We start from the raw sequence: 21,587 nt of genomic DNA, 5'->3' as shown, positions 1-21,587 counted from the left end.
TTTGGTTAGTATACCATATTAGACGCTACTTTTTACGAGCTTCTAGCCAATTGTCTAGCTGTTTATACGTTTCTGACACACTTCCATTGTTGTCAATAACAAGGTCGGCTCGTTTGCGTTTCTCTTCAATAGGCATCTGACTCATAAGGCGATTTTTTGCTTCTTGCATGCTCAACTGGTTACGAGCCATTAAACGTTCTATTTGTACTTCCGGAGTTGTATAAACAACCATTACCGCATCACAGTAATCCGCATATTCATTTTCATAAAGGAGCGGGATATCTAGAACAATCACATCCGCTTCCGTTTTTTTCAACTGCTCTACTTGGTTTTTAATTGCTTCTTTAATATCCTTTTGAAGAAGATCATTAAGCTCTTGTCGTTTTTTACCGTCAGCGAAAATAAGTGAACCAAGTTTTTTACGATTTAAGCTACCGTCAGTAAGTAAATAAGCTTCCCCAAAGGTTTCAGCAATAGCTGCTAGTCCCTTTGTTCCAGGCTCAACCACTTCTCGTGCAATCAAGTCAGCATCCACAATGGGAATGCCTTTATCAGCTAAGTAGCGTGAAACCGTTGATTTTCCAGTGGCAATCCCACCGGTCAATCCTAAAATATAGGTCACACCAGTCACTCCTTTTTTTGGTAATCACTTATAGGACCTTGGCATTGTGGACAATAATGGGTTCCACGTTGGCCGACTTTTGTTTTCTCAATAGCTGTTCCACAACGAGGACATGCTTGGTTTGTTTTTCCATAGACTTTTAGAGCCACTTGGAATTTCCCAGCTTCACCTAAGGTATTTTTATAGGTGCGAATTGTAGAACCGCCTGCTTCCACAGCACGGGCAATGACATCAATAATTGCCTCGTGGAGGCGTTCTGCTTCTGCTTGATTTAAACGATTAGCCGGTTTCATAGGGTTAATAGCTGCTTGAAAAAGCGATTCATCCGCATAAATATTTCCTACTCCAGCAACCACTTCTTGATCTAAAATAGTTGTTTTAATCGCCCGACCAGTCCGCGACAGCGAATCTTGAAAGGCCTCTACCTTAAAAAATGAGGCAGTCGGTTCTGGTCCTAGTTTTTTAATCGCTTCAAATTCATCTCGCTTCTCAATCGGAATTAAACTGAATCTCCCAAATTTGCGCACATCTAAATAACGTAAATCGCGATTATCAGCCAGATGAAAAACCACATGCGTATGTTTTTTATAGGGGGTATCTGTCGGCGTTACTTCAAATTTTCCTTCCATTCGCAAATGTGAGACCATTGCCCAATGATCCAATAGAAAAATCAAATATTTTCCACGCCGTTCAATTGTATGGATTTGTTCTCCAACTAATACTTCTTGAAATTTTTCGCTCGAGAATGGGGGCGTAATCATTCGGTTCCAGAATACGTCCACCCCTGTAATCGTTGAACCACCTATGAGGGTGATCAATCCTTTTCGAACTGTTTCTACTTCTGGTAATTCTGGCATAATTTTAAACCATCCTTCTATGTTGCTTCATACCAACTATCTCCATAATTACTATCAACTAGCAATGGTACAGCCAATTCAACTGCTCCTTGCATCATTTCTGGTACTAACTTCTCTAATATAGGAATTTCTTCCTCTGGACATTCAAAGATTAACTCATCATGAACTTGCAAAAGCATGCGGGTTTTTAGTCCTTGCTCTTTCAACGCTTGATCCATCCGAATCATCGCAACTTTTAAAATATCTGCTGCTGACCCTTGAATTGGTGAATTGATTGCGGTTCGTTCTGCAAATGACCGTAAATTAAAGTTACTCGAGTGGATATCTGGCAAATAGCGACGACGATGGAAAAGTGTTTCAACATAGCCTTTTTCCTTGGCTTCTTCGACAATATCGACCATATATTTTTGGATACCAGGATACTTCTCAAAATAACGTTCGATAAAGGTTTTGGCTTTTTTACGCGTAATTCCTAAATTTTGCGATAGACCATAATCAGAAATTCCGTAAACAATTCCAAAGTTAACAGCCTTAGCTTGACGGCGCACGTTGCCATCCACATCCGACTCATCTTCAATACCAAAAACGCGCATGGCAGTTGAGGTATGAATATCTTGTCCTTCTAAAAAGGCTTCCTGCATATGCTTGTCACCTGAAATGTGGGCAAGAACACGTAATTCGATTTGTGAATAGTCAGATGCATATATTTTCCAACCTGGGTGCGACGGAACAAAGGCTTGTCGAATTTTACGTCCTTCTTCCATCCGGATAGGAATATTTTGCAAGTTTGGCTCATTGGAACTGAGTCGTCCTGTTTGTGTAAGTGTTTGAGTATAAATAGTGTGAATTTTACCTGTTTCCGGCTTAATGTATTTTAACAAACCTTCTACATAAGTGGATTGCAGTTTAGCCAGCTGACGATAGTCCAGTACCATTTGTGCGATGGGTGCTGTTGCACTTAACTTTTCTAAAACATCAACAGCTGTTGAATAACCTGTTTTGGTTTTTTTAATGACAGGTAAACCCATTTTTTCAAAAAGAATAAGGCTGAGTTGCTTAGGTGAATTTACATTAAAGACTTCCCCTGCCTGTTCATGGATGGCCCTTTCCATTTCAGTTAAACGCACCGAAAATTCTTCCTTCATTTTCTCTAGTCGTTCTGGTTCGACGGTAATGCCCGTCATTTCCATCTCTGCTAGAATTATCGCTAAAGGTAATTCCATTTCAAAATACAATTCAGTCAAATCATCTTTTTCAAATTCCGCCATTAAAAGTGGTTGCATGGTTTGTATGGCTTCGACTTTCCGAGCAATATGTTCGTAAATAATCGTCTTATCTTCTGGGATGGCTTGTTTAGCCCCTTTACCATAAACGGTTTCATCTAAGGACAGTTCTTTATAGCCATATTCTTGTGCAATAGGTGCCATATCTCGGCCGCTGTCTTTGGTATTTACAATGTAAGAAGCTAATAAGGTGTCAAAAGAAACCCCATTCAGTTGGATACCGGCGTAGTGCAACATAACCGTTGTACGCTTGGCGTCATACACGTTTTTTTTCATCTGCTCATTTTTAGCCCAGTTTTTAAACGCTTCACTGGCTGTGACAGTTTCAAGACTCGCTGTATAAATAGCTGTTTCATTTCCCCAACTTATCCCAATGATTTTGCCATAATGATAATTATCTTCTAACATTTCAATATATAAAGCCATCTCTTCACTAAAATGTTCTTCGGTAATTTCTTCGAGCGTTTGATAGGCAATATCTTCAAAGTGTTCTGAATTATCGCCTTCGCTTTGATCGAGATTTTGTAAAAAGCTATTAAAGTTCATTTCCCGATAAAAAGCTGTTAGCTTTTCTAAATCGCGTTCTGAAACCTTAAACTCTTCCAAATCGTAAGAGACTGGTGTGTTGATATCGATCGTTGCTAGCTCTTTAGATAAGAATGCGAGGTCTTTTTCATTCATCAAATTCTCTTTCATCTTGCTCTTTTTCAAATCATCTATGTGTGCGTATAGATTCTCGATTGAGTCATATTGCTTTAATAATTTTAAAGCTGTTTTTTCACCAACATTGGTAACGCCTGGGTAATTGTCAGAAGAATCACCCATTAAGCCCTTCATATCAATAATCTGTAAGGGTTCAATTCCCATTTCTTCTCGGATAATTTCTGGGGTATAAGCTTTCAAATCTGAAACACCTTTGACAGTTATATCAACACGTGTTTGATCGGTTGCTAACTGAACCAAATCCTTATCGCCCGTAACAATGACTACTTCAAATCCTTCAGCTTCTGCTTGACGTGCATAGGTTCCGATAATATCATCTGCTTCATAATTAGCGAGTTCATAGGTTTTACTCCCCATTGCATCAATTAATACACTAAAATAGGGCCATTGTTCTGCCAACTCTGATGGCATTTTTTGTCGGCCACCTTTGTAGTCGTCAAATAACTCTGTTCGAAACGTTGTCTTCCCTGCATCGAAAGCAACTAACATATGAGTAGGATTTTCTACTTCAAATAAGCGGGTTAAGATGCGGTTAAAACCAAAAAGTGCATTCGTGTGAAGTCCATTTTGATTTCTAAAATTATTTAAATCTAACAATCCATAAAAGGATCGAAAAGCGAGACTACTGCCATCTAGTAATAGTAACTTTTTTTTATCTGCCATTTTGCAACATCCTCACTTCTTTATTCTGTTACGATTGCTAATTTACTTGGTGCAATCACGATTAGTTCTGCTTGCAGCAAAGGTTCGCCTTTAATATCTTTTCCTTCTACCCCTATTATGACTTGTTCACGGCGTTTATCTAAGCGTTTGACTTTAAAATCAAATGTCACCGTTGCGTTATGATAGACGGGTTGAACCATATTAATTTCTATATCGACCACATGAGAACCGGGTCCCGGTAGGTGTTTGGAAACGTTACTGGTTAAAATCCCGACCAGTAAAACAGTCGGCACGATCGGTTTTTTATAATACGTTTCTTGTGAATAGTCATATTGGAGGTACAAGGGATTGGTGTCATTAGTCAGTCCTAAGTAGAGGAGAATATCTTTTGTTTCGATTATCTCGGTAACCGATAAGGAATCGCCTTCTTTAATTTCATCAATTGTTTTGCCTATCTTTATATCTCTTAGAGCCATTTTATCCAACCTTTCACGGTTTCAATCATTATTTCTATTTTAACAAACTACGCGCGGGAATAAAAGCAAGCCTACTCATTCTAGCATAGACGAGAAAACAGGCTGAGACACGGGTCCCAGCCTGTTCAAGCTCATTTAATTAACGCGTTTAATACTACGACTTAACAATTCTTCATAAGCATGTCCAAATTTTTGAACGTCGCCAGCTCCCATAAATAGAATAACTGCATCTTCATATTGAAGGAGTGGTGAGAGGTTTTCCAAAGTAAGAATCTCAGCACCTTTTTCTACTTTATCCGCTAAATTTTGAACTGAAATAGTAGCTCCTTTTTCACGCGCAGAAGCAAATATTTCGCACAGATAGACTGCATCCGCCACATTTAAAGCCTCAGCAAACTCATCTAATAGTGCAATGGTTCGTGTAAAGGTGTGTGGTTGGAAAACAGCCACGATTTCTTTATTCGGATATTTTTGATGGGCCGCATCCAAGGTTGCTTTAATTTCTTGCGGGTGATGGGCATAATCATCAATAATAATCATATCCCCCACAGCTTTTTCGGTAAAGCGACGTTTTACGCCACCAAATGTTTCTAATTGTGCTTGTACAGCCTGTTTTGGTAATCCCTCTAAATAAGTAAAGGTAATAACTGCGAGCGAATTTAAAATATTATGATTGCCAAAAAGCGGAATACTAAACCGACCATAAAAGTCACCTTTAATTGTCACATCAAATAAACAGCCATTTGTTGTTTTTTCGATGTTACTTGCAACGACATCGTTTTTAGATTGTGTTCCGTATAAATAAGTTGGAAGGTTTGTTTGAATTTGATCCATATAAGGATCATCTCCGCAGAGAATGAGTCCTTTTTTTACTTGTGAGGCAAAGCTTTCAAATGCAGATACAACATCTTGAATATCTTTATAATAATCTGGATGATCAAAATCGATATTGGTAATAATACCATAATCTGGTTGATAGGCTAGAAAATGACGGCGGTATTCACAGGCTTCTAAAACAAAATAATCTGCGTCTTCACGACCATATCCCGTTCCATCACCGATTAAATAACTCGTTGGTTCAATCCCACCAAGTACATGAGATAAAAGACCGGTTGTTGATGTTTTCCCATGTGATCCCGTTATTCCAATGCTGGTAAAGTTTTTTATAAAATCACCAATAAAGTTATGATAACGAATCACTTCAAGACCTAATTCTTTCGCACGCACAATTTCTTCATGAGTATCCGGAAAAGCATTTCCTGCAATAACAGTCATACCTGGTTTGATGTTTTCTTCATTAAATGGGTAAATAGGTATTTTTAAATCATCCAAGCCTTTTTGAGTAAAAAAGTAAGTTTCAACATCAGATCCTTGAACCTGTTGTCCCTTGCCATGCAAAATTAAGGCTAAGGCACTCATACCGGATCCTTTTATACCAACGAAGTGATATATATTTTGGTTATTCATTTTATTCCTCCACTATTTTAAGTCCCTAGCATCAAAGAAGTCTAAGAAAAATTGACTAAGAAAGTATACCACGCATTAATATAAAAACAAACAAGTACGGTTATTGTGGTTCAAAAAAAGATTAAGAACTTGATATTCGCCATTTTTTATTTAAAAGCTGTTGTTTTTTGCTGCGTTCAATTAAAATTAAGTCTTCAGCTGAAACAGATAGTTGCTCTTTAATTCTCCCGTAGTTGATTGCTTGCGCTTGTTTCTCCTCTTCGCGCAAGGTATCCCACACAGAGGGATAATCGGTTGGTTTAAAAGGTCGACGACTTTTATAAAAAGAAAACGTTTGGCGTGACAAAGGTGTTGATTGTCGACGGAACCGATTATTTTCTTCTGTATGGTGCAATTGAGGACGCTTAGAATCGTCTTTCTGCTGCCGTAAAAAAGGAACGGAAGGTTCCGTATTATGTAGCTTACCCGCAGAAAAAGCCGATGCATGTGGTTCGTGTTCTTTATCGCGCATCTTTATGTCTTCATCATGCTTTTTTTGTAAATAATTTGGAAATGTCCCTCGCTTATGAACCATGGTTCATTCTCCTTCCTTTTATCCCTTACTTACTCAGAGAAAAATGCTTTTCCCGTCTCTGCTTCTGAATCTAATACCAAAATCCCTTTTTTACCGGTTGGATTGTCTACTTGTAATTCTTTGGCTGAACAAATCATACCTTGACTCGCGACGCCGCGTAGTTCACCCGGCCAAATGATTAAGCCATCTGGCATAACTGCTCCTGGCTTAGCAACGACAACTTTTTGTCCTTTTTTGATGTTACTTGCACCACAAACAATTTGTAAAACTTCGCCATGGTCTACTTCTGTTTGTGTGATTTTTAGATGATCCGAATCTTCATGGGGAACACATTCTTTCACATAACCTACTACGAACTTTGGTGAAGCGTCTTGGGTAATTGTGTCAGTGAACCCAGCATCTTTAATGATTTCATTTACTTTTTCAACTTGGTCTTCTGTTAAAAGGACCGGACCATTCCCATCGGGTGTAAATGTTTTTGAAATCTCAAAAATGTTATAACTGACTGTTTCATCTGTCTGACGATTGAAAATACGTGTTACATTTTTGGACGACTGGGTATCTAGTTCCTCGCGGGTAATTTCACCGCTCGTTAGTAATAAGGTATCTCCAACATGTTCTTTATTATAAAAACTTAGCCACATTATTTATTGCTCCCTTTGATTTTTTCGTTTGTCTCTGTTAAATACTGTTCAATCTCTACTTGTGTTTTACGATTTGGACTAATCCAACGACTGATTTCTTTTCCACGATTATAAGTAATGAAACTTGGAATACCTAACACATTATTTTTTTGGGCCAAATCGAGGTGTTCATCGCGGTCTACTTCTATAAAGGTAAAGTCAGCAAATTTTTCTTCGATTTCAGGCATAAAGGGTCGGATATAGTGGCAATCGCCACACCAAGAGGTTGTGAAAACAAAAACAGTTTTTTCGTCTGCAGTTAATTCCTCTAGTTGATTTGCTTGTAATTTTTCCACATAATCTCTCCTAATTGCGTTTCATAATGGTTTCATAGGTACTTTTATCAAGCGTTTTAGCGACTTGGATGACCATTTCTTTAGCTGCTGCATAGTCATCAATATGGAACATAGACTGATGCGTGTGAATATAACGTGCGGATACTCCAATTACTGCACTCGGCACACCTTGATTCATCGTATGTGCAGCACCAGCATCCGTACCACCTTTTGATACAAAATATTGATACGGAATGTGATGGGTCTCTGCTGTATCTAATAAAAACTCACGCATCCCCCGTAAGGTAATCATGCCAGGATCTTGAATGCGCAAAAGAAACCCTTCACCTAAATGTCCAAATGTATCTTTTTTCGTTTTTATATCATTAGCAGGTGAACAATCGACCGCAAAAAATAAATCCGGATTAAATTTGCTAACCGCACCCTTAGCCCCTCTTAAACCGACCTCTTCTTGCACATTTGATCCGACAATTAAGGTATTGGGTAAATCTTCACCCTGCAATGCTTCTAAAGCTTCTAAAACGACTACGTTTCCATAACGGTTGTCCCAGGCCTTAGCGATAATTTTTTTCTTATTGGCTGTCCAAATGGTTTCTGCTTGTGGAACAATGGCGTCACCGGGGCGAACACCAAAACTCATGGCTTCTTCTTTGGAATCAAAACCCGCATCAAATAGAATATCCGCAACATTAACCTCGGCTTTACCGTCACCTCGTAATAGATGTGGTGGAACAGAAGAGGATATGACGGGAATATCTTGATCACGCGATTGCAGCGTATAACGTTGCGCGGAAACCACATACGGATTCCAACCACCTAAAGGTACAACAGTTAACATGCCATTATCAGTAATATGTGACACCATAAAACCTACTTCATCCATGTGTGCAGCAATCATAATGCGTGGGGCATCAGCTTGTTTGTTTTCACGAATTCCAAAGACACCACCCAGACCATCTGTTTCAACACGATCGACTAAAGGAGACAATTTTTCATGCATAAATTGACGCACACGTCCCTCATTTCCGCTCGTTCCTTGCAATTCAGTTAGTTGTTTAATTAGTTGAAATGTTTTATCTTGCACTCGTCACATCGCCCTTCTCGTCATTCTTCTATTCATTATACCTAAATCATTTAAAACCGGCAATGTTATCCAATATACTGCTGTTATCAAATCAATTTTATTTATGCTATACTTAACCTAACAATTCTAGTCAGTTTAAGGAGGTTTTAATATGTTTCACGATAAAAACCAAATGCTTTATAAGGACAATAAAGAAAAAATTTTAGCAGGCATTCTCTTAACATCCGGTATTGTCATTGGTATGAGCTTAACTGTACTTTTCATGCATCGTGAGAAAAAAGTAAATGGAGAAGCTGTTTTAGAATCGGTTAAAGAAATGTTTTTAACCGATGGACCAATTGAGGGCTCTTGGATTGAACTTTATCCGGTTCCTTTAACACGTTTTTCTGCTGAAACAAAAGTATACTATGGTGGTATCTCTCGCAAGGAAAATGACCAACTCATCCAATACGAATTCATAGCCGATGCCTATACAGGTACGATTTTAGATATTTATAAACTATAAAAAAAAGACGCAGACGAAATGTCTGTGTCTTTTTCTTACTATTTAGGTTCTAGAATATTAAGTGTTGATGGGCCCATGGCCCTTTTGTGAAAACACAAAGAGACAAATGAATTTTTCCGTTAAAATGAAGGTATCGAGTCTTTATTTTAGGGAGGAAATTCATTTGTCTCATAAACATTCTATATTAAATCTGCTGGGAATAAAAGATAAAAATATTAAAGTGATGGATAAGGATTGGCTGAAGGAAGAAGTTAGAAATGGCCTGCATTGCAAAATCATCTCCGCCAAGCTGACCTATACACCAGAGGCTTGTAAGTGCTGCGGCTGCGTAAATGAGGGATCGATAGTCAAAAATGGGACAAAACTGACTCATCCTCTACTCCTCGATATGGCGGGATGTCCCACCTACTTGGAACTGAAGAAACAACGATTCTTATGCCGGGAATGTGGTCAAACGTTTATTGCGGAAACGTGTATCGTAAAAAAACGTTGCCATATCACGAATGATGTGAAGCGTTCTATCGCCGTCCAAGGGACGAGGAACATATCTGAAAAGGATCTTGCGCTTGAACACCGTGTTTCCAATAACACCGTCAAAAGGGTTTTTGGAGATTTTTATGATACATTCCGCCAAGTCTATACCCATCTTCCTGAGAACTTGGCGATTGATGAATTTAAGAGCGTAAAAAGCGCTGAGGGGGCAATGAGCCTGATTATTTGTGATTCCGACAACAAGAAAATTTTTGATATTCTTGAAGATCGCCGTAACAAATCAATCATGGATTACTTTATGCGTTTTCCACAAGAACAACGAGCGAAGGTCAAGACGGTGGTAGTAGACCTTTACGGTCCTTATCAAAAACTGTTTCAGGCCCTCTTTCCTCAGGCAGAGTTGATCATTGATCGTTTTCACATTGTCACACAGGTGAACCGAGCTCTCAATATGGCACGTGTCAGTTTTATGAATACCCTGAAGAAATCGAAAGACTTAAAGGCTAATCGAGATTACAGGAAGCTGAAAAAATACTGGAAATTAATCCTGAAAAAGGAAGAGACATTGAATAGCACCGAATACCGTTATCACCGGCTTTTTAAGGGTCTCGTGACGGAGAGGGGAATCATTGACTATCTCCTCTCTTTGGACGAGGGGTTGCGCCTTAATTATAACGCCTACCAAACCATCATCTTCACGGTTAATCACCGGAAACCAAAGCTGTTCAGCTCTTTCGTTCATGAAAAACAACAGGGGCTGACGGTCAAAATGGACCAGGCTTTGAAGACATTCCGTCAATCCGAAAAAGCAATTATCAACGCACTGAACTATGATTACTCGAACGGCTTAGTGGAAGGAATCAATAACAAAATCAAGGTTATTAAGCGGGCAGCCTATGGTTATCGTAACTTTTCTAATTTCCGTAACCGCATCTTTATAGAATATAAATTGCTAGAAATAAAAACAGCAGCTTAGGAACCGTTCGGTTCCCAGCTACTGCTTCATGGATTGTGAATTTTAAACTTCATTCAATCGGAAAAATACACTATCAACACTTCTTGACAAAGAGCCACTATTTACTAGGGAAATGCGCCTCAACTCGATAAATTGGTTGACCTTTTGAAGAGAATTTCTCTTCGTATTCGGTTTGGATGTTTCCTTCAAAATCAGAATCATGTAAGTTTAACCATACTTGGTCAATAACCATTCCAAATTGAGAGAAACTAGCCAATGAGTATTCAAAAAGCCCTTGATTGTCTGTTTTGAAGTGGACGCTACCTTTTGGTATTAAAATTTTACGATACGTATCCAAAAAGTTCTCATGTGTTAAACGTCTTTTTGCATGGCGGTTTTTTGGCCACGGATCAGAAAAGTTCAGATAAATACGGTCTACTTCTCCATCTTCAAAGTAATCAGATAAAAGGCCACCATCTGTATTTAGGAGTTTTACATTCGGTAATTCCGCTTCAATGATTTTATCCAGCGCCATAACGGCTACGCTCGTTTGTAATTCAATCCCAATATAATTAATATCCGGATTTTGTTTTGCCATTCCTACGATAAACTGCCCTTTTCCAGAACCCACTTCCACGTGAAGCGGTCCTTTCTTTTTAAAGGCACTTTGCCATTTTCCTTTTAAGTCAATTAAATCTGTAATCGCGTACTCCGGGTATTCAGCTAATTTTTCCGCAGCCCACGGTTTATGTCTCACTCTCATAATATCCTCCTTCATTTCAAAAAGAAAAGCCTATTCCAAAACATTATGGATGGAATAGGTTTATTAAATCTCTGGATGTCTTCGGTTCTCAAAAATTTTCTTTATCCCTAACATTTGTAAACTCATTTTATAATAGTTTGCTTCGTTTTGAAACCGTTTGGTCAGTAGCAAATAATTGACTAAACTATACCATTCTAATCGCTCCAGATGGGACTCACTTGGTTCTAAGCCATATTGTTCCAACCAGTCAGACCACTCATCAGGTTGGATGTATTGAATCAATAACAAGCTTACATCCGCAAGCGGGTCGGCTATTTTGACACTTTCCCAATCTACTAAATAAAGACGTTTTTTTTCTGTGACTAAAAAATTTTTACGGTTTAAATCGCCATGGCAGACGGTGTATTCTGCACCTTTTACATAATGGAGTGTATCTTGAAGGTAATTAACGATGGTGGTCAGAAAAGGATTGTCTCTGAGGTTTTCGTCTAAACCATCAAAATATTCTTCTAAAAAAGTTTCAGGATCATAAATTTCACCTTTGACCTTGCGCAACATACTCAATAAGTGCTGAGAACGATGTATTTTGCATACAATATCACTCACGCGTTTATCAGCCATTTCGCTGCGGCCCAGAACGCGACCATTAAGCCATTCCTGAGCGGTTAATATATCACCATTCCCAATTCGCTTAGTCCAAATAAGACGTGGTGTAATCCCTTCAACCGATAAGGCAGCTAAAAAAGGTGAAGAGTTGCGTTTTAAAAACACTTTCTCCTCAGCCCGAACGCCCATATATGCATGCCCCGTATCTCCGCCAATTGGATGCAGTTTCCACCCCGAATCCATCTTATAGTCCATTTTGCTCAGTCCTTACTCTTTCTTTAATTCATACACCTAATTTCCCAATCTAAACTGTCGCGTGACACATTTAGAGTCAAGTATATTGACAAATTGAGTAGATAGGAAAGTGACTTCCCCTCCAGGAAAAGCCACTTCGCTTATATATGTTCGTTTTTAAATATTTCAATAACTTAAGTCATTTCAGAATCTGTTTATTCTGCTTATATTACTTCCCATTTTAGATTCAATTGTCGCTTCCGTCAAGCTCTATCTTGAATTGGAAACCATCCCTATTCTAGAAAAAAAAGGGTTAAATCGTTTCAAACACTCATTTTCTAAGACGTTTTTTTGTATATATTCCTGCAAATAAAATTGCAAAGATACCATTCAACAACAAGCTGAAGATGCCTAATTCAAGCCCTAAACTAATAAAACTAGCTAGTGAAAAAATAAATCCTTCTACCAATAATAGTGATCGCATTACTCTTGAAAAACTCGCTAATTTTTGACTTTGATCTTGGGGATACAGATTAACCATGGCGTTCTCGCTTAATTGACTGTATAAAGGTAAGATTTGGAAGCCTGTTAAATAAAGAATTAATAAACTTAAAAATATACTGATAACTGGCAGTTTAGTTAAAACTAAAACAAAAAAACCGATTCCAGTCAATCTTAAAAAGAGCGGAAAATAGTCATTGCCGCGCATAAAAAGCCGTGCAAATAAATATTGAAAGGCCTGATTATCTCCGGACAAACGTCTTACAAGGCCATCTAAATATTTACGTCTTTTAGCGTGGTCTTTTGCACTTGGAGCATCGATAAAAAGATTCAACAAGCGATTAATCTTAGCATTACGATTTTCTTCCGTTTTAACCGTTAACTCCCAATCAATTAAGGCCTGTTGCATTTCTTTAATTTTATATTGACTCCCGATAAGGCCTAAAGCCACTAACAAAAGCCCAAGGAAAGGATTAATAAAGAAAGCAACTAAATAAACAAGAACACCAAACAAATAGAGACCTTTCTTAAAACTTCGTACTTGTTTTTGATTGCCAAATCGTAAATTAACTTCTTGTAACTTTAAATCAAACCACTTTAAAACCATGCCAATTGAAAAAAGGGTTAAAAAAACACTTAAGGATAAGGGTTTTCCTACGAAAAGAATCGGCATCGCAGCAGCTGTTAATAAAAAAAGTGTGGACGCTGGGATTAATAAACTTCGCTTTTTACTAGCAGCAATAGAGGCTTGCCATTCTTTCTCGTTAATCGCTAAAAAGACAGGATCTGCGGCTGTTGCTGAAGTTGCAAGTTTCCCCATAAAAACAATGGCTGGTAAAAAAAGGGCTACGATTATTTTACCGAGATAAAAGTCTCCTGTTAATCCTTTAATAAATTCAGAGTACTGATAGGCTAAAGCACCTAGTAAGAAAACTAAAATCAATACAAAATGATCATTAAGGACATATTTCAAATACTTACTCAGCTTCTTAAAATGTTCCTTTCGGCGACGTGCCAGTATAGCTTCTAATGTCATAAAGGCATCCCTGCCTCAGTCAGCTGTAAGTATAATTCATCTAAGCTAGCTCCCGGCATTTCAAGAGCCGCTTGCAAGTCTCTTAATGTTCCAGTCACGTTAACTTGGCCCTTGTGTAGCACTACGAAATTATCGCAATCGCGTTCAGCAGCACTTAGAACATGAGTTGACATTAAAATAGCGGCTCCTTGTGCTTTCTTTTCTTTGACAATTTCTTGAAACGTGCGAATCGCTAACGGATCCAGCCCTAAAAAAGGCTCGTCGATAATATATACGGGTGCATCAATCATAAATGCACAAACTAACATCACTTTTTGTTTCATTCCTTTTGAAAAATAAGCGGGAAACCACTCCATTTTATCTTCTAAGCGAAAAGCTTTTACGAAGCGAAGCGCCGCCGTCATCGCCTCTTCTTTTGGTAATTCATAAGCCATAGCGGTGATTTCGATGTGTTCTCTTAAAGTTAGCTCTTCATATAGAACAGGCGTCTCGGGAACAAAGGCAAACGAACGGCGATAGGCTTCCGGATTTTCCTTTAAGGTTTGGCTTTCGATTTGAATCTCTCCAGAGAATGGTTGCATCAGACCAATAATGTGTTTAATAGTCGTACTTTTACCTGCTCCATTCAGTCCAATTAAGCCTGTTAGCTCACCAGGTTTGACAGTGAAGGAAACCTGTTCAAGAACGGGTATGGCGGAATAACCGCCTGTTAGGTTTGTAATTTTAAGTGTCATTTTACGTTTCCTCTCCGTTTTAGTGAGTTCATTATAGCACAGGCGATTTTAGTATGGTAAAGTAAATATAAATCGAAGAAAGAGGGATGCTTCATGACAGATTGTATTTTTTGTAAAATAGTCAACCACGAAATTCCAAACTACACGGTTTACGAAGATGACCACGTATTGGCTTATCTCGATATCTCTCAAGTTTCTAAAGGACATACGTTAGTTATTCCTAAAAAACACGTTGCTGATATATTCGAATATGATCAAGAATTAGCTGCTACTGTTTTTTCAAAAATACCTGCTATTGCGCGTGCTGTTAAAGAGCATGATTCTGATATAATAGGTATGAATATCTTAAATAATAACGGCTCTTTTGCCGGGCAAAGTGTTTTTCATTCGCATTTCCACCTTATTCCACGTTATGAAGATACACAGATAGATGGGTTTGGTTTAAAATGGGAAACACACAATGATGCCTATTCACCTGAAGATTTTGAACAAATTACTCAAGCAATAAAAAATGAAATGGAGGAAATAAAATGAAAGACTTTTCGCAAGGTTTAATGTTTGGAGCAGTTGTTGGCGGATTGATGGCACTTTTAAATACCCCACGCAGTGGTATGGAAAATAGAAAGAAACTAAAAGCATATATCGAAGTAAACACAGAGTCATTTGAAGAATTAAGTAATGATTTAAATCAGTTAAGAGGCGCGCTCATGCACTTAGCTGATGAAGGTATGGGAGTCGTGAATACGGCATCTCAAGAAATCACTGCTTCGGTACAAGATTTTACTGAAAAAAATGAACCTCGCTTCCGTCGTGTTGCGGAACAAGTGACCGATTTAGTTGAAACGGTAGAAAACGAAACAGCTGCACTTAAATCAGAATAAGTTGAAAAGAAATGGGCTAAGACAGAAGTCTCAGTCCATTTTTTATTTATGAAATTTCAGTGAAGTTTTCAAGTAAAAACTTCGAAAACTTCCCATTTAAAAGCTATTTATGATATAGTTAAAAAAGTTATTTTAATAGAAATGGATGTGTTAATTTTTATGAATAAAATCGTTTTATCAGCCCTTACACTTGCAACAGCAGCGACTTTAGCTGGTTGTTCAGATGAGAGCGAAGCAGTTGCAACTGCTCCAGGTGGAGACATTACTCAAGAAGAGCTTTATGGAACCATGAAAGATTATATTGGTGAAGAAACACTACAACGTTTGTTGATCATCGATTTATTAGAAGCAGAAGTTGGCGACAATGACTACTACGCTGAGGCGGACGCTGAAGCGCGTGCAACCATGGCTGAGTATGGTGGCGAAGATCAATTTATGTATGTCCTTTCCCAATCCGGTTTTTCTAGTGTTCAAGACTATATTGATCAAGTCTATATGAATAATCTTTTAGTCGACGTGGTCGAAAATCGTACTGAATTTACCGATGAAGAATTACAAGCTTATTATGAGAATGAAGAGCCAAAAATTCAAGCCTCACATATTTTAGTTGATGACGAAAAACTTGCTAAAGATTTAATTAAACAATTAGACGAAGGTGCGGATTTTGCTGAACTAGCAAAAGAACATTCTTCAGATGGATCTGCGGCTGAAGGCGGCGCACTTGGATCATTTGGTCCTGGTGAAATGGTTCCTGAATTTGAAGCAGCCGTTTATGAACTCGACAAAGATGAATATACAAAAGAACCCGTTCAATCACAATATGGTTTCCATATTATTAAACGAACCGGAACAGATGAAAAAGAAGAATTCGATGCCGAAGCTGTCAAAGAAAAGATGATGGCAGAAAAACTAGCTGACTTTAATTACCTTCAAGAAGTTTTAGTTGAACTTGTTGCAGAAGCTGATGTTAAAATTAAAGATGACGATTTAAAAGGTGCACTAGACGCTTATAAACCTGCTGAAGAAGTTGCGGAACCAGAAGCTGAATCAGCTGAATAATTTTTCAAAAAAACACATGGGAATGATTCCCATGTGTTTTTTTAATCTTCTTGCGGTTTCGTTTGGCCTTTAGGTTTGTAAAAAGTACGGTTCCCTAAACCGAAAATACGTTCACTGAAGGTTCCTTCTTCTGTGCGTTGTAAAGCTGTGTCAATCATGTTGATTGAAGCATCCAACATATCTAAGTGATGAATAATTTCTGCTTCCATGACATGAGCCAGTACAGGCGATCCAAATTCAAGCTTGCCGTGATGAGCAAGCACAACATGCTTCAGCAAAATTACCGATTCGTTATCTTCATTTATTTTCAAGGTTTCGCATGCTTTTGTAATTTCTTCATCCATTAAGACAATATGACCAATCAAATTACCTTTCAAGGTATATTCTGTTGCCATACTGCCAGTGAGTTCAATGGTTTTACCTATATCGTGAAGGATAACACCACCGTAAAGAAGTGATGGGTCAATTCCTGGATAGTCACGGACGATTGTTTTAGCTAAGCGAAGCATGGAAATCGTGTGGAAGCCAAGACCCCCTGGAAAAGCGTGATGATGACGCTTAGCGGCTGGAAACTCAAAGAAATCTTTATGATACTTATTTAAAATATGACGAACAATCCGGTTAATCGGCGCGTTAGTAATTTCAAATAAGGTCTCATTGATTTCGTCTACCATCTCCTCCGCCCGCAAAGGGGCACGTTCCATAAACATATCCGGTGTATAGGGTTCACCCGCTTGAATCGGTCTTAGCTTTGTGATCCGTAACTGTGGGTTATTTTGATAAACTTCGCGTTTTCCTGTGACTTTAACAACCGTCCCCGCTTGAAAACGTTCAATTTCATCTTCCTTGGCGTCCCAAAACTTTCCATCTATTTGCCCACTTTTATCTTGAAAAGTAAAAGCAATATAGGGCTTGTTATTTTTAGCTTTTCTAACATCGGCACCTTTTATTAACATAAAAATATCTACGGGTTCATCTACTTCATGTTCATATATTTTCTTTGTCATCCTGTTCGACCCCTCTTTCATTTCCATTAGTTTAGCATACTGATTTCATCTTCAGAAAACTTTTCGCGAATCCTTTGATCAAAAGTAAAAAAGAATACTTGAACCGTTTCACTCAACTCATTTAGCAATTGATAAACCGTATTTTTCCGTTCTTGGTCAAAATTGACAAATCCATCATCAATTAAAATAGGAAGATTCGCAATATCTGCAGTGTTTTTAATAAAAGCAAACCGCATGGCTATATAGAGTTGCTCAATGGTCCCTTGTGATAACTCGAAAGGTTCGTAAACCGTATTATCTTGATGACGAATTTTCAAACCTGATTTTTGAAAAATAATTTGTTTATAAGCTGCTTGCGTTAATCTTGAAAAGTAATCGTTCATATCTTCTAAAATCATCGGCAAACGATTTTCTTTACCATGTCGAAGTGTATTTTCTAACCACTCAGCCGCTACCATTTTTTTACCCCAGTCAATAATCATTTCACGAAGTTCCGTTTCTAAAATAGCATATTCTTGTAGCAAACTGCTGTAAGTGCCACCTTCTTCTAAAACCAGTATTTCATGGCGTAAGCTGACTTCTTCTTCTTGCATCTGGGTCCGCTTAGTTTGTAGGGCTAGTAATTTTTCTTTATTGGTTTCGAGTTTATTTATGGCTCTTTTTTTATCCGGGTAGCGAGCTAGTAAGGCTTCCTTCCCTTCTAATTGTTCAGCTAAGAAATCACGGCGTTGTTTTTGTTTAACCTGATCTTCCTTTGCTTGAATCAGCTGGTAAAATTCTGCTTCATTGGAAACATGAGCGTTTTCTAAGAGTTCATTGCGTTTCTCGTGGTTGGCATCTAACTGCTTTTGAATCTCTTGTTGCTCTGCTTTTAAATCAGAAATTTTTTCAGCACTATTTTTCGCCTTGGTCCCTTCAATTTCCAATCGTCCATATAAATCAGCAAACCGCTCAAAAAAAGCTTTTGAATCCAAATACTCAAGTTGAAAATGTTTCCGAATAAAAGCAGTACGGGTATACCAATCAACAATAGCCAGTTCTGTTTCTTCTAATTGCGTAACAGTTTGCGTTAATTTTCTTTCTAGCCTGTCTAAATGAGCTGCTGGATTTTCTTCTAATATGCGACGCAAGGAAAAGTCACTGGGATAGTGAGCAGCCTCTAACCAACTTTTTTGTGACTGGCGTACTTGACTCTGTTCCATTTCTAAGCGCTCTTGATCGTTCAAATAGTGCAAGAGGCGTTCTTGTGCTGCTTCTTCATCTTCTTTCAAATCACGCAAACGACTCGCTAAAGTTTCTTGCGCAATATATGCTTCGGTCGGCGTTTTTTCTTTAACAGGGAGTACCGATAAAACAATCATAAAGACTGCTACTGCAATGGTATAAATTCGTAGATCGGGATACATAAAGGCTACTAGAAGTGCAAGTAAAGCAAGTCCCCACAGGATGGGTTGCTTCCGTATTTTTTTAGTTTCTTGTGGTCTGTTTTTTCCATTTTCTTGATTGCCTTCAACTTCTTTTATACGTTTTTCTAGGGTCTCTAACTCGGCGTCTGATTGAGCAATGCCTTGGCTGACCAGATTTATATCTGCTTGTAAGTGCTCTTCTTCTTCTAATAACTGTTTGATTTCTGCTTCTTGGTCAGCGTCTAATATGCTTATCTCATCACCTAGACCGTGTTGCCGTTTATAAGCCACAAGATCTGCTTCTTCTTGATGCAACTGATTGGTCAGTGCATACTCTTTTGTAAATAGATTCGAAACTTTATTGACTTCGTTTTTTAGAGACTGCCATTCTGGTTGATGGGTTTGGTACCATTCCAGATGCTCAAAAGAGGCATAATGCTTCTTTTCCTCTTGTAAATAGGCATTCAGAGCCGACATTTTTTTGAAGTCATCACTCATTTGTGTTTGTAATCTTTCCCACCGTTTCGCTGCATCTGCCGGTAGAAAACTAGTATCTACTGCTTCAATAATTTTATTGAGTTGAAGCCACTCTTGGTAATAATCATTTAAGCGAATAGCTTCGCTTAAAGAGCGATTTTCCTCTTCTAAATGAGTTAAGCTATCTTGGTTCATTTCCAATTTTTCTTTTATCTTCGCAGCTTGTAAAAGGAAGGTTTGGTAATTATCATTTTTTTGCTTAGCAACCTGTAATTTCGCCCATAGTTCTTCTGCTTGAATCAGTTTCTGATTCAGTTCGGGCCTTCTACCACTTGGTTTAAACGACTTTAAAGCGTCTTTTTGATAACTATCTGCTACATTTAAGAGAAGTTCACTCCCACTTGTTCCTACTCCTAACAAATAACGGTTTAACTCTTCTTTTTTGACATCACGTAAATTTAACAGACGATCAATCTGGAAGGTGTATAAGTCATCATAAGTTGATCGGTCAACCCCCAAAAGGTAACGTGACAAATTTTCAACGACTTCCTGACTCCCATTCTCATGCGTGAGCGTCGCCCGGTCGCGGTCGCGATTCTTAATCCTTTCAATGGTGACTTTTCCATATCGTGTGCCACTTAAAGTCAACCGGCCACCATAGCGCTCTCCTTTTTTAGGTTCATAGGTATTGGTATCCTTTTTACGACGTGATGGAAAACCAAAAAACATGGTATGAATAAAGGACGCTAAGGTACTTTTACCGGCTTCATTTTGTCCTAAAAAAACTTGCATTTCTTGGAAGTTGGAGAAGCTCTTTTGTGTCCATTTTCCGTACCCATATATTTCTATTTTTTCAATCTTCACTTGCGATTTCACCTTCTTCAAAAACGATGTCTTCTAATAATAATTCTTCAGCTGCTTGGATGATTTGTTCTTTCAGTTCTTGGTCTGCTTCTAAATCACTAAACCGTGTTCGAACAATAGGGTGTTTAAATAAATCTTGTAAAAGACGTCGATAATTGTCGTCGTTTTCTAATTCATTTTTACTATTCATAAAGCTTTCTTGCATTTGATTATCTGCTGAAAAAATGAATCGTCTTTTATGGGCAGCCAAGGCAATCCGGTATAGATAAACCGTTGGATCTTGTTTTACACCCGCTAATAAATCACCATTTTGTATCCGTTCAATTAAATCGTCTGGTAAATCGTCCCGATCTTCTAAAACAACGGACAACAGAACCATCTGATCTTGGTCTTGTTTTACTTGTTCCATCACCTGGGTTAGTTTCGAATACAAACCGTCTAGGGTTCTCGTATTTTTAAGAGAAACTATTTTTTCTTGCCAGAAAATAGGTGCCGTATTAACAAATTGTAACCGCGCATCCATCCCTTTTTGCAAGGTTACCATGTAGACCCCTTTTTCGCCTGTTTCGTTAGGATTACGCCCTTGCGTATTTCCTGAATAAACAATAGGCGGATAGGTTTGCAATACTTCCCGCTTATGAATATGCCCAAGCGCCCAATAGTCATAGTTTCGTTTTAAGAGATCTTCTAAGGCAAATGGTGCATAAACATCTTCTTTAGAATGAGAGCCCTCTAAGAAGCCGTGTAACATCCCTATATGGAAATCTACTGGTTGGCGCAAAGGATATTTTTCAATCATCCGTTCTTTTACCCAGCGTTTAGGGTAAGAAAATCCGGTAATAGCGACTGAGTCTTCTAAATGTAAGGAGTGCGTTTCAGGTTGGTCTCCAAATAGGGTGACATTTTTAGGGAGTTGTAAACGTGAGATATCCTGGTCCATATAATCATGATTTCCATGTAATAAAAAGACTGGAATTGCGACTTGGTCTAAGCGCCGCATTTGATCACGGAAAAAGGCCTGCGCCTTAACACTTTGATTGTCGCCATCATAGATATCTCCTGAAATTAATAAGAAATCGACTTTTTCCTCGATAGCTAATGTGACAATATTAGCTAAAGATTGAAAGGTTGCTTGGTAAATGAATTCAAATAAATCTGGATGCAACTGTTTTAACCCTTTAAAAGGACTATCTAAGTGTAAATCAGCTGCGTGTATGAAACGAATCATGCTCTCACCTCATTTAATACCAGGTTTTTAATTAAAAATGGTAATTATCTGGTTTTAATTACCACTTTGCTAAATTTAAATCTTTAAATATGGTTATGATGAATAGATAAT

At 38.1% G+C, this 21,587-nt stretch carries 21 protein-coding genes; 5 read left to right on the top strand and 16 right to left on the bottom strand.

The genetic code is table 11. From position 1 onward, the window contains the following. Positions 1–25: 25 nt before the first annotated feature. The 9 genes from coaE to pepA form a co-directional block, all read right to left on the bottom strand. Positions 26–622, bottom strand: a complete 597-nt coding sequence (gene coaE, locus BW727_RS01715; protein ID WP_062468438.1) for a dephospho-CoA kinase — start codon at positions 620–622, stop codon at positions 26–28. Positions 623–627: 5 nt separating this feature from the next. Beyond that, positions 628–1,479, bottom strand: coding sequence for a DNA-formamidopyrimidine glycosylase (gene mutM, locus BW727_RS01710; RefSeq protein ID WP_062468439.1), 852 nt, complete (start codon positions 1,477–1,479; stop codon positions 628–630). Positions 1,480–1,496: 17 nt separating this feature from the next. Then, positions 1,497–4,148, bottom strand: coding sequence for a DNA polymerase I (polA, locus tag BW727_RS01705; RefSeq protein ID WP_062468440.1), 2,652 nt, complete (start codon positions 4,146–4,148; stop codon positions 1,497–1,499). A gap of 20 nt (positions 4,149–4,168) precedes the next feature. Then, on the bottom strand, positions 4,169–4,624 hold the full coding sequence (locus tag BW727_RS01700; RefSeq protein WP_062468441.1) for a MaoC/PaaZ C-terminal domain-containing protein: 456 nt from the start codon (positions 4,622–4,624) through the stop codon (positions 4,169–4,171). 135 nt (positions 4,625–4,759) lie between these two features. Next, entirely contained in the window at positions 4,760–6,091 is a 1,332-nt protein-coding gene (gene murC, locus BW727_RS01695) for a UDP-N-acetylmuramate--L-alanine ligase (protein ID WP_062468442.1), read from the bottom strand. A gap of 121 nt (positions 6,092–6,212) precedes the next feature. Next, on the bottom strand, positions 6,213–6,665 hold the full coding sequence (locus tag BW727_RS01690; RefSeq protein WP_062468443.1) for a hypothetical protein: 453 nt from the start codon (positions 6,663–6,665) through the stop codon (positions 6,213–6,215). 29 nt (positions 6,666–6,694) lie between these two features. Further along, entirely contained in the window at positions 6,695–7,309 is a 615-nt protein-coding gene (gene ytpR, locus BW727_RS01685) for a YtpR family tRNA-binding protein (protein ID WP_062468446.1), read from the bottom strand. Beyond that, positions 7,309–7,644, bottom strand: a complete 336-nt coding sequence (locus BW727_RS01680; RefSeq protein ID WP_077795697.1) for a thioredoxin family protein — start codon at positions 7,642–7,644, stop codon at positions 7,309–7,311. The genes ytpR and BW727_RS01680 overlap by 1 nt, the downstream gene beginning before the upstream one ends. A 10-nt stretch (positions 7,645–7,654) precedes the next feature. Continuing rightward, a complete protein-coding gene (gene pepA / locus BW727_RS01675) occupies positions 7,655–8,728 on the bottom strand; it encodes a glutamyl aminopeptidase (RefSeq protein WP_062468450.1) in 1,074 nt (357 codons plus the stop codon). 151 nt (positions 8,729–8,879) lie between these two features. Between pepA and BW727_RS01670 the strand changes: the two genes are divergently transcribed. Both BW727_RS01670 and BW727_RS01665 read left to right on the top strand, forming a co-directional pair. Beyond that, positions 8,880–9,233 carry a PepSY domain-containing protein gene (locus BW727_RS01670; protein WP_227807211.1) on the top strand — a complete coding sequence of 118 codons (354 nt, stop codon included), beginning with the start codon at positions 8,880–8,882 and terminating at the stop codon, positions 9,231–9,233. Between the two features lie 163 nt (positions 9,234–9,396). Continuing rightward, the gene (locus tag BW727_RS01665) at positions 9,397–10,701 is read left to right on the top strand and encodes an ISL3 family transposase (RefSeq protein ID WP_159443124.1); all 1,305 of its coding nucleotides are present in this window, start codon (positions 9,397–9,399) and stop codon (positions 10,699–10,701) included. A 97-nt stretch (positions 10,702–10,798) separates the two neighbouring features. On the opposite strand, the gene trmB is transcribed toward BW727_RS01665, so the two are convergent. The 4 genes from trmB to BW727_RS01645 form a co-directional block, all read right to left on the bottom strand. Continuing rightward, complete coding sequence (trmB, locus tag BW727_RS01660; RefSeq protein WP_062470967.1) at positions 10,799–11,443, bottom strand: tRNA (guanosine(46)-N7)-methyltransferase TrmB; 645 nt, start codon at positions 11,441–11,443, stop codon at positions 10,799–10,801. A 63-nt stretch (positions 11,444–11,506) separates the two neighbouring features. Then, positions 11,507–12,304, bottom strand: coding sequence for a phosphotransferase family protein (locus BW727_RS01655; RefSeq protein ID WP_062470970.1), 798 nt, complete (start codon positions 12,302–12,304; stop codon positions 11,507–11,509). Between the two features lie 310 nt (positions 12,305–12,614). Further along, positions 12,615–13,820 carry an ABC transporter permease gene (locus tag BW727_RS01650; protein WP_062470973.1) on the bottom strand — a complete coding sequence of 402 codons (1,206 nt, stop codon included), beginning with the start codon at positions 13,818–13,820 and terminating at the stop codon, positions 12,615–12,617. Continuing rightward, positions 13,817–14,554 carry an ABC transporter ATP-binding protein gene (locus BW727_RS01645; RefSeq protein ID WP_062470975.1) on the bottom strand — a complete coding sequence of 246 codons (738 nt, stop codon included), beginning with the start codon at positions 14,552–14,554 and terminating at the stop codon, positions 13,817–13,819. Before BW727_RS01645 ends, BW727_RS01650 begins: the two co-directional genes overlap by 4 nt. Before the next feature lie 93 nt (positions 14,555–14,647). Here BW727_RS01645 and BW727_RS01640 point away from each other — a divergent pair, with 93 nt between their 5' ends. The 3 genes from BW727_RS01640 (at position 14,648) to BW727_RS01630 (ending at position 16,494) form a co-directional block, all read left to right on the top strand. Then, positions 14,648–15,088, top strand: coding sequence for an HIT family protein (locus BW727_RS01640; RefSeq protein WP_062470978.1), 441 nt, complete (start codon positions 14,648–14,650; stop codon positions 15,086–15,088). Next, the gene (locus BW727_RS01635; protein ID WP_062470981.1) at positions 15,085–15,435 is read left to right on the top strand and encodes a YtxH domain-containing protein; all 351 of its coding nucleotides are present in this window, start codon (positions 15,085–15,087) and stop codon (positions 15,433–15,435) included. The genes BW727_RS01640 and BW727_RS01635 overlap by 4 nt, the downstream gene beginning before the upstream one ends. 159 nt (positions 15,436–15,594) lie before the next feature. After that, positions 15,595–16,494: a peptidylprolyl isomerase gene (locus BW727_RS01630; protein ID WP_062470984.1), complete on the top strand. Its 900-nt coding sequence runs from the start codon at positions 15,595–15,597 to the stop codon at positions 16,492–16,494. Between the two features lie 41 nt (positions 16,495–16,535). On the opposite strand, the gene BW727_RS01625 is transcribed toward BW727_RS01630, so the two are convergent. Genes BW727_RS01625 through BW727_RS01615 form a run of 3 tightly spaced genes read right to left on the bottom strand, consistent with a single transcriptional unit; the run spans position 16,536 to position 21,476 of the window. After that, complete coding sequence (locus BW727_RS01625) at positions 16,536–17,501, bottom strand: 3'-5' exoribonuclease YhaM family protein (protein ID WP_062470987.1); 966 nt, start codon at positions 17,499–17,501, stop codon at positions 16,536–16,538. 26 nt (positions 17,502–17,527) lie between these two features. Further along, entirely contained in the window at positions 17,528–20,248 is a 2,721-nt protein-coding gene (locus BW727_RS01620; protein ID WP_062470990.1) for an ATP-binding protein, read from the bottom strand. Further along, complete coding sequence (locus BW727_RS01615; RefSeq protein WP_062470993.1) at positions 20,238–21,476, bottom strand: metallophosphoesterase family protein; 1,239 nt, start codon at positions 21,474–21,476, stop codon at positions 20,238–20,240. Before BW727_RS01615 ends, BW727_RS01620 begins: the two co-directional genes overlap by 11 nt. Positions 21,477–21,587: the final 111 nt, after the last annotated feature.

It is taken from the genome of Jeotgalibaca dankookensis (assembly GCF_002005405.1).
GTDB classification, from domain to species: domain Bacteria; phylum Bacillota; class Bacilli; order Lactobacillales; family Aerococcaceae; genus Jeotgalibaca; species Jeotgalibaca dankookensis.
The sequence above is the reverse complement of the archived record's forward strand: the minus strand, read 5'-3'. Positions and strand labels throughout refer to the sequence as shown.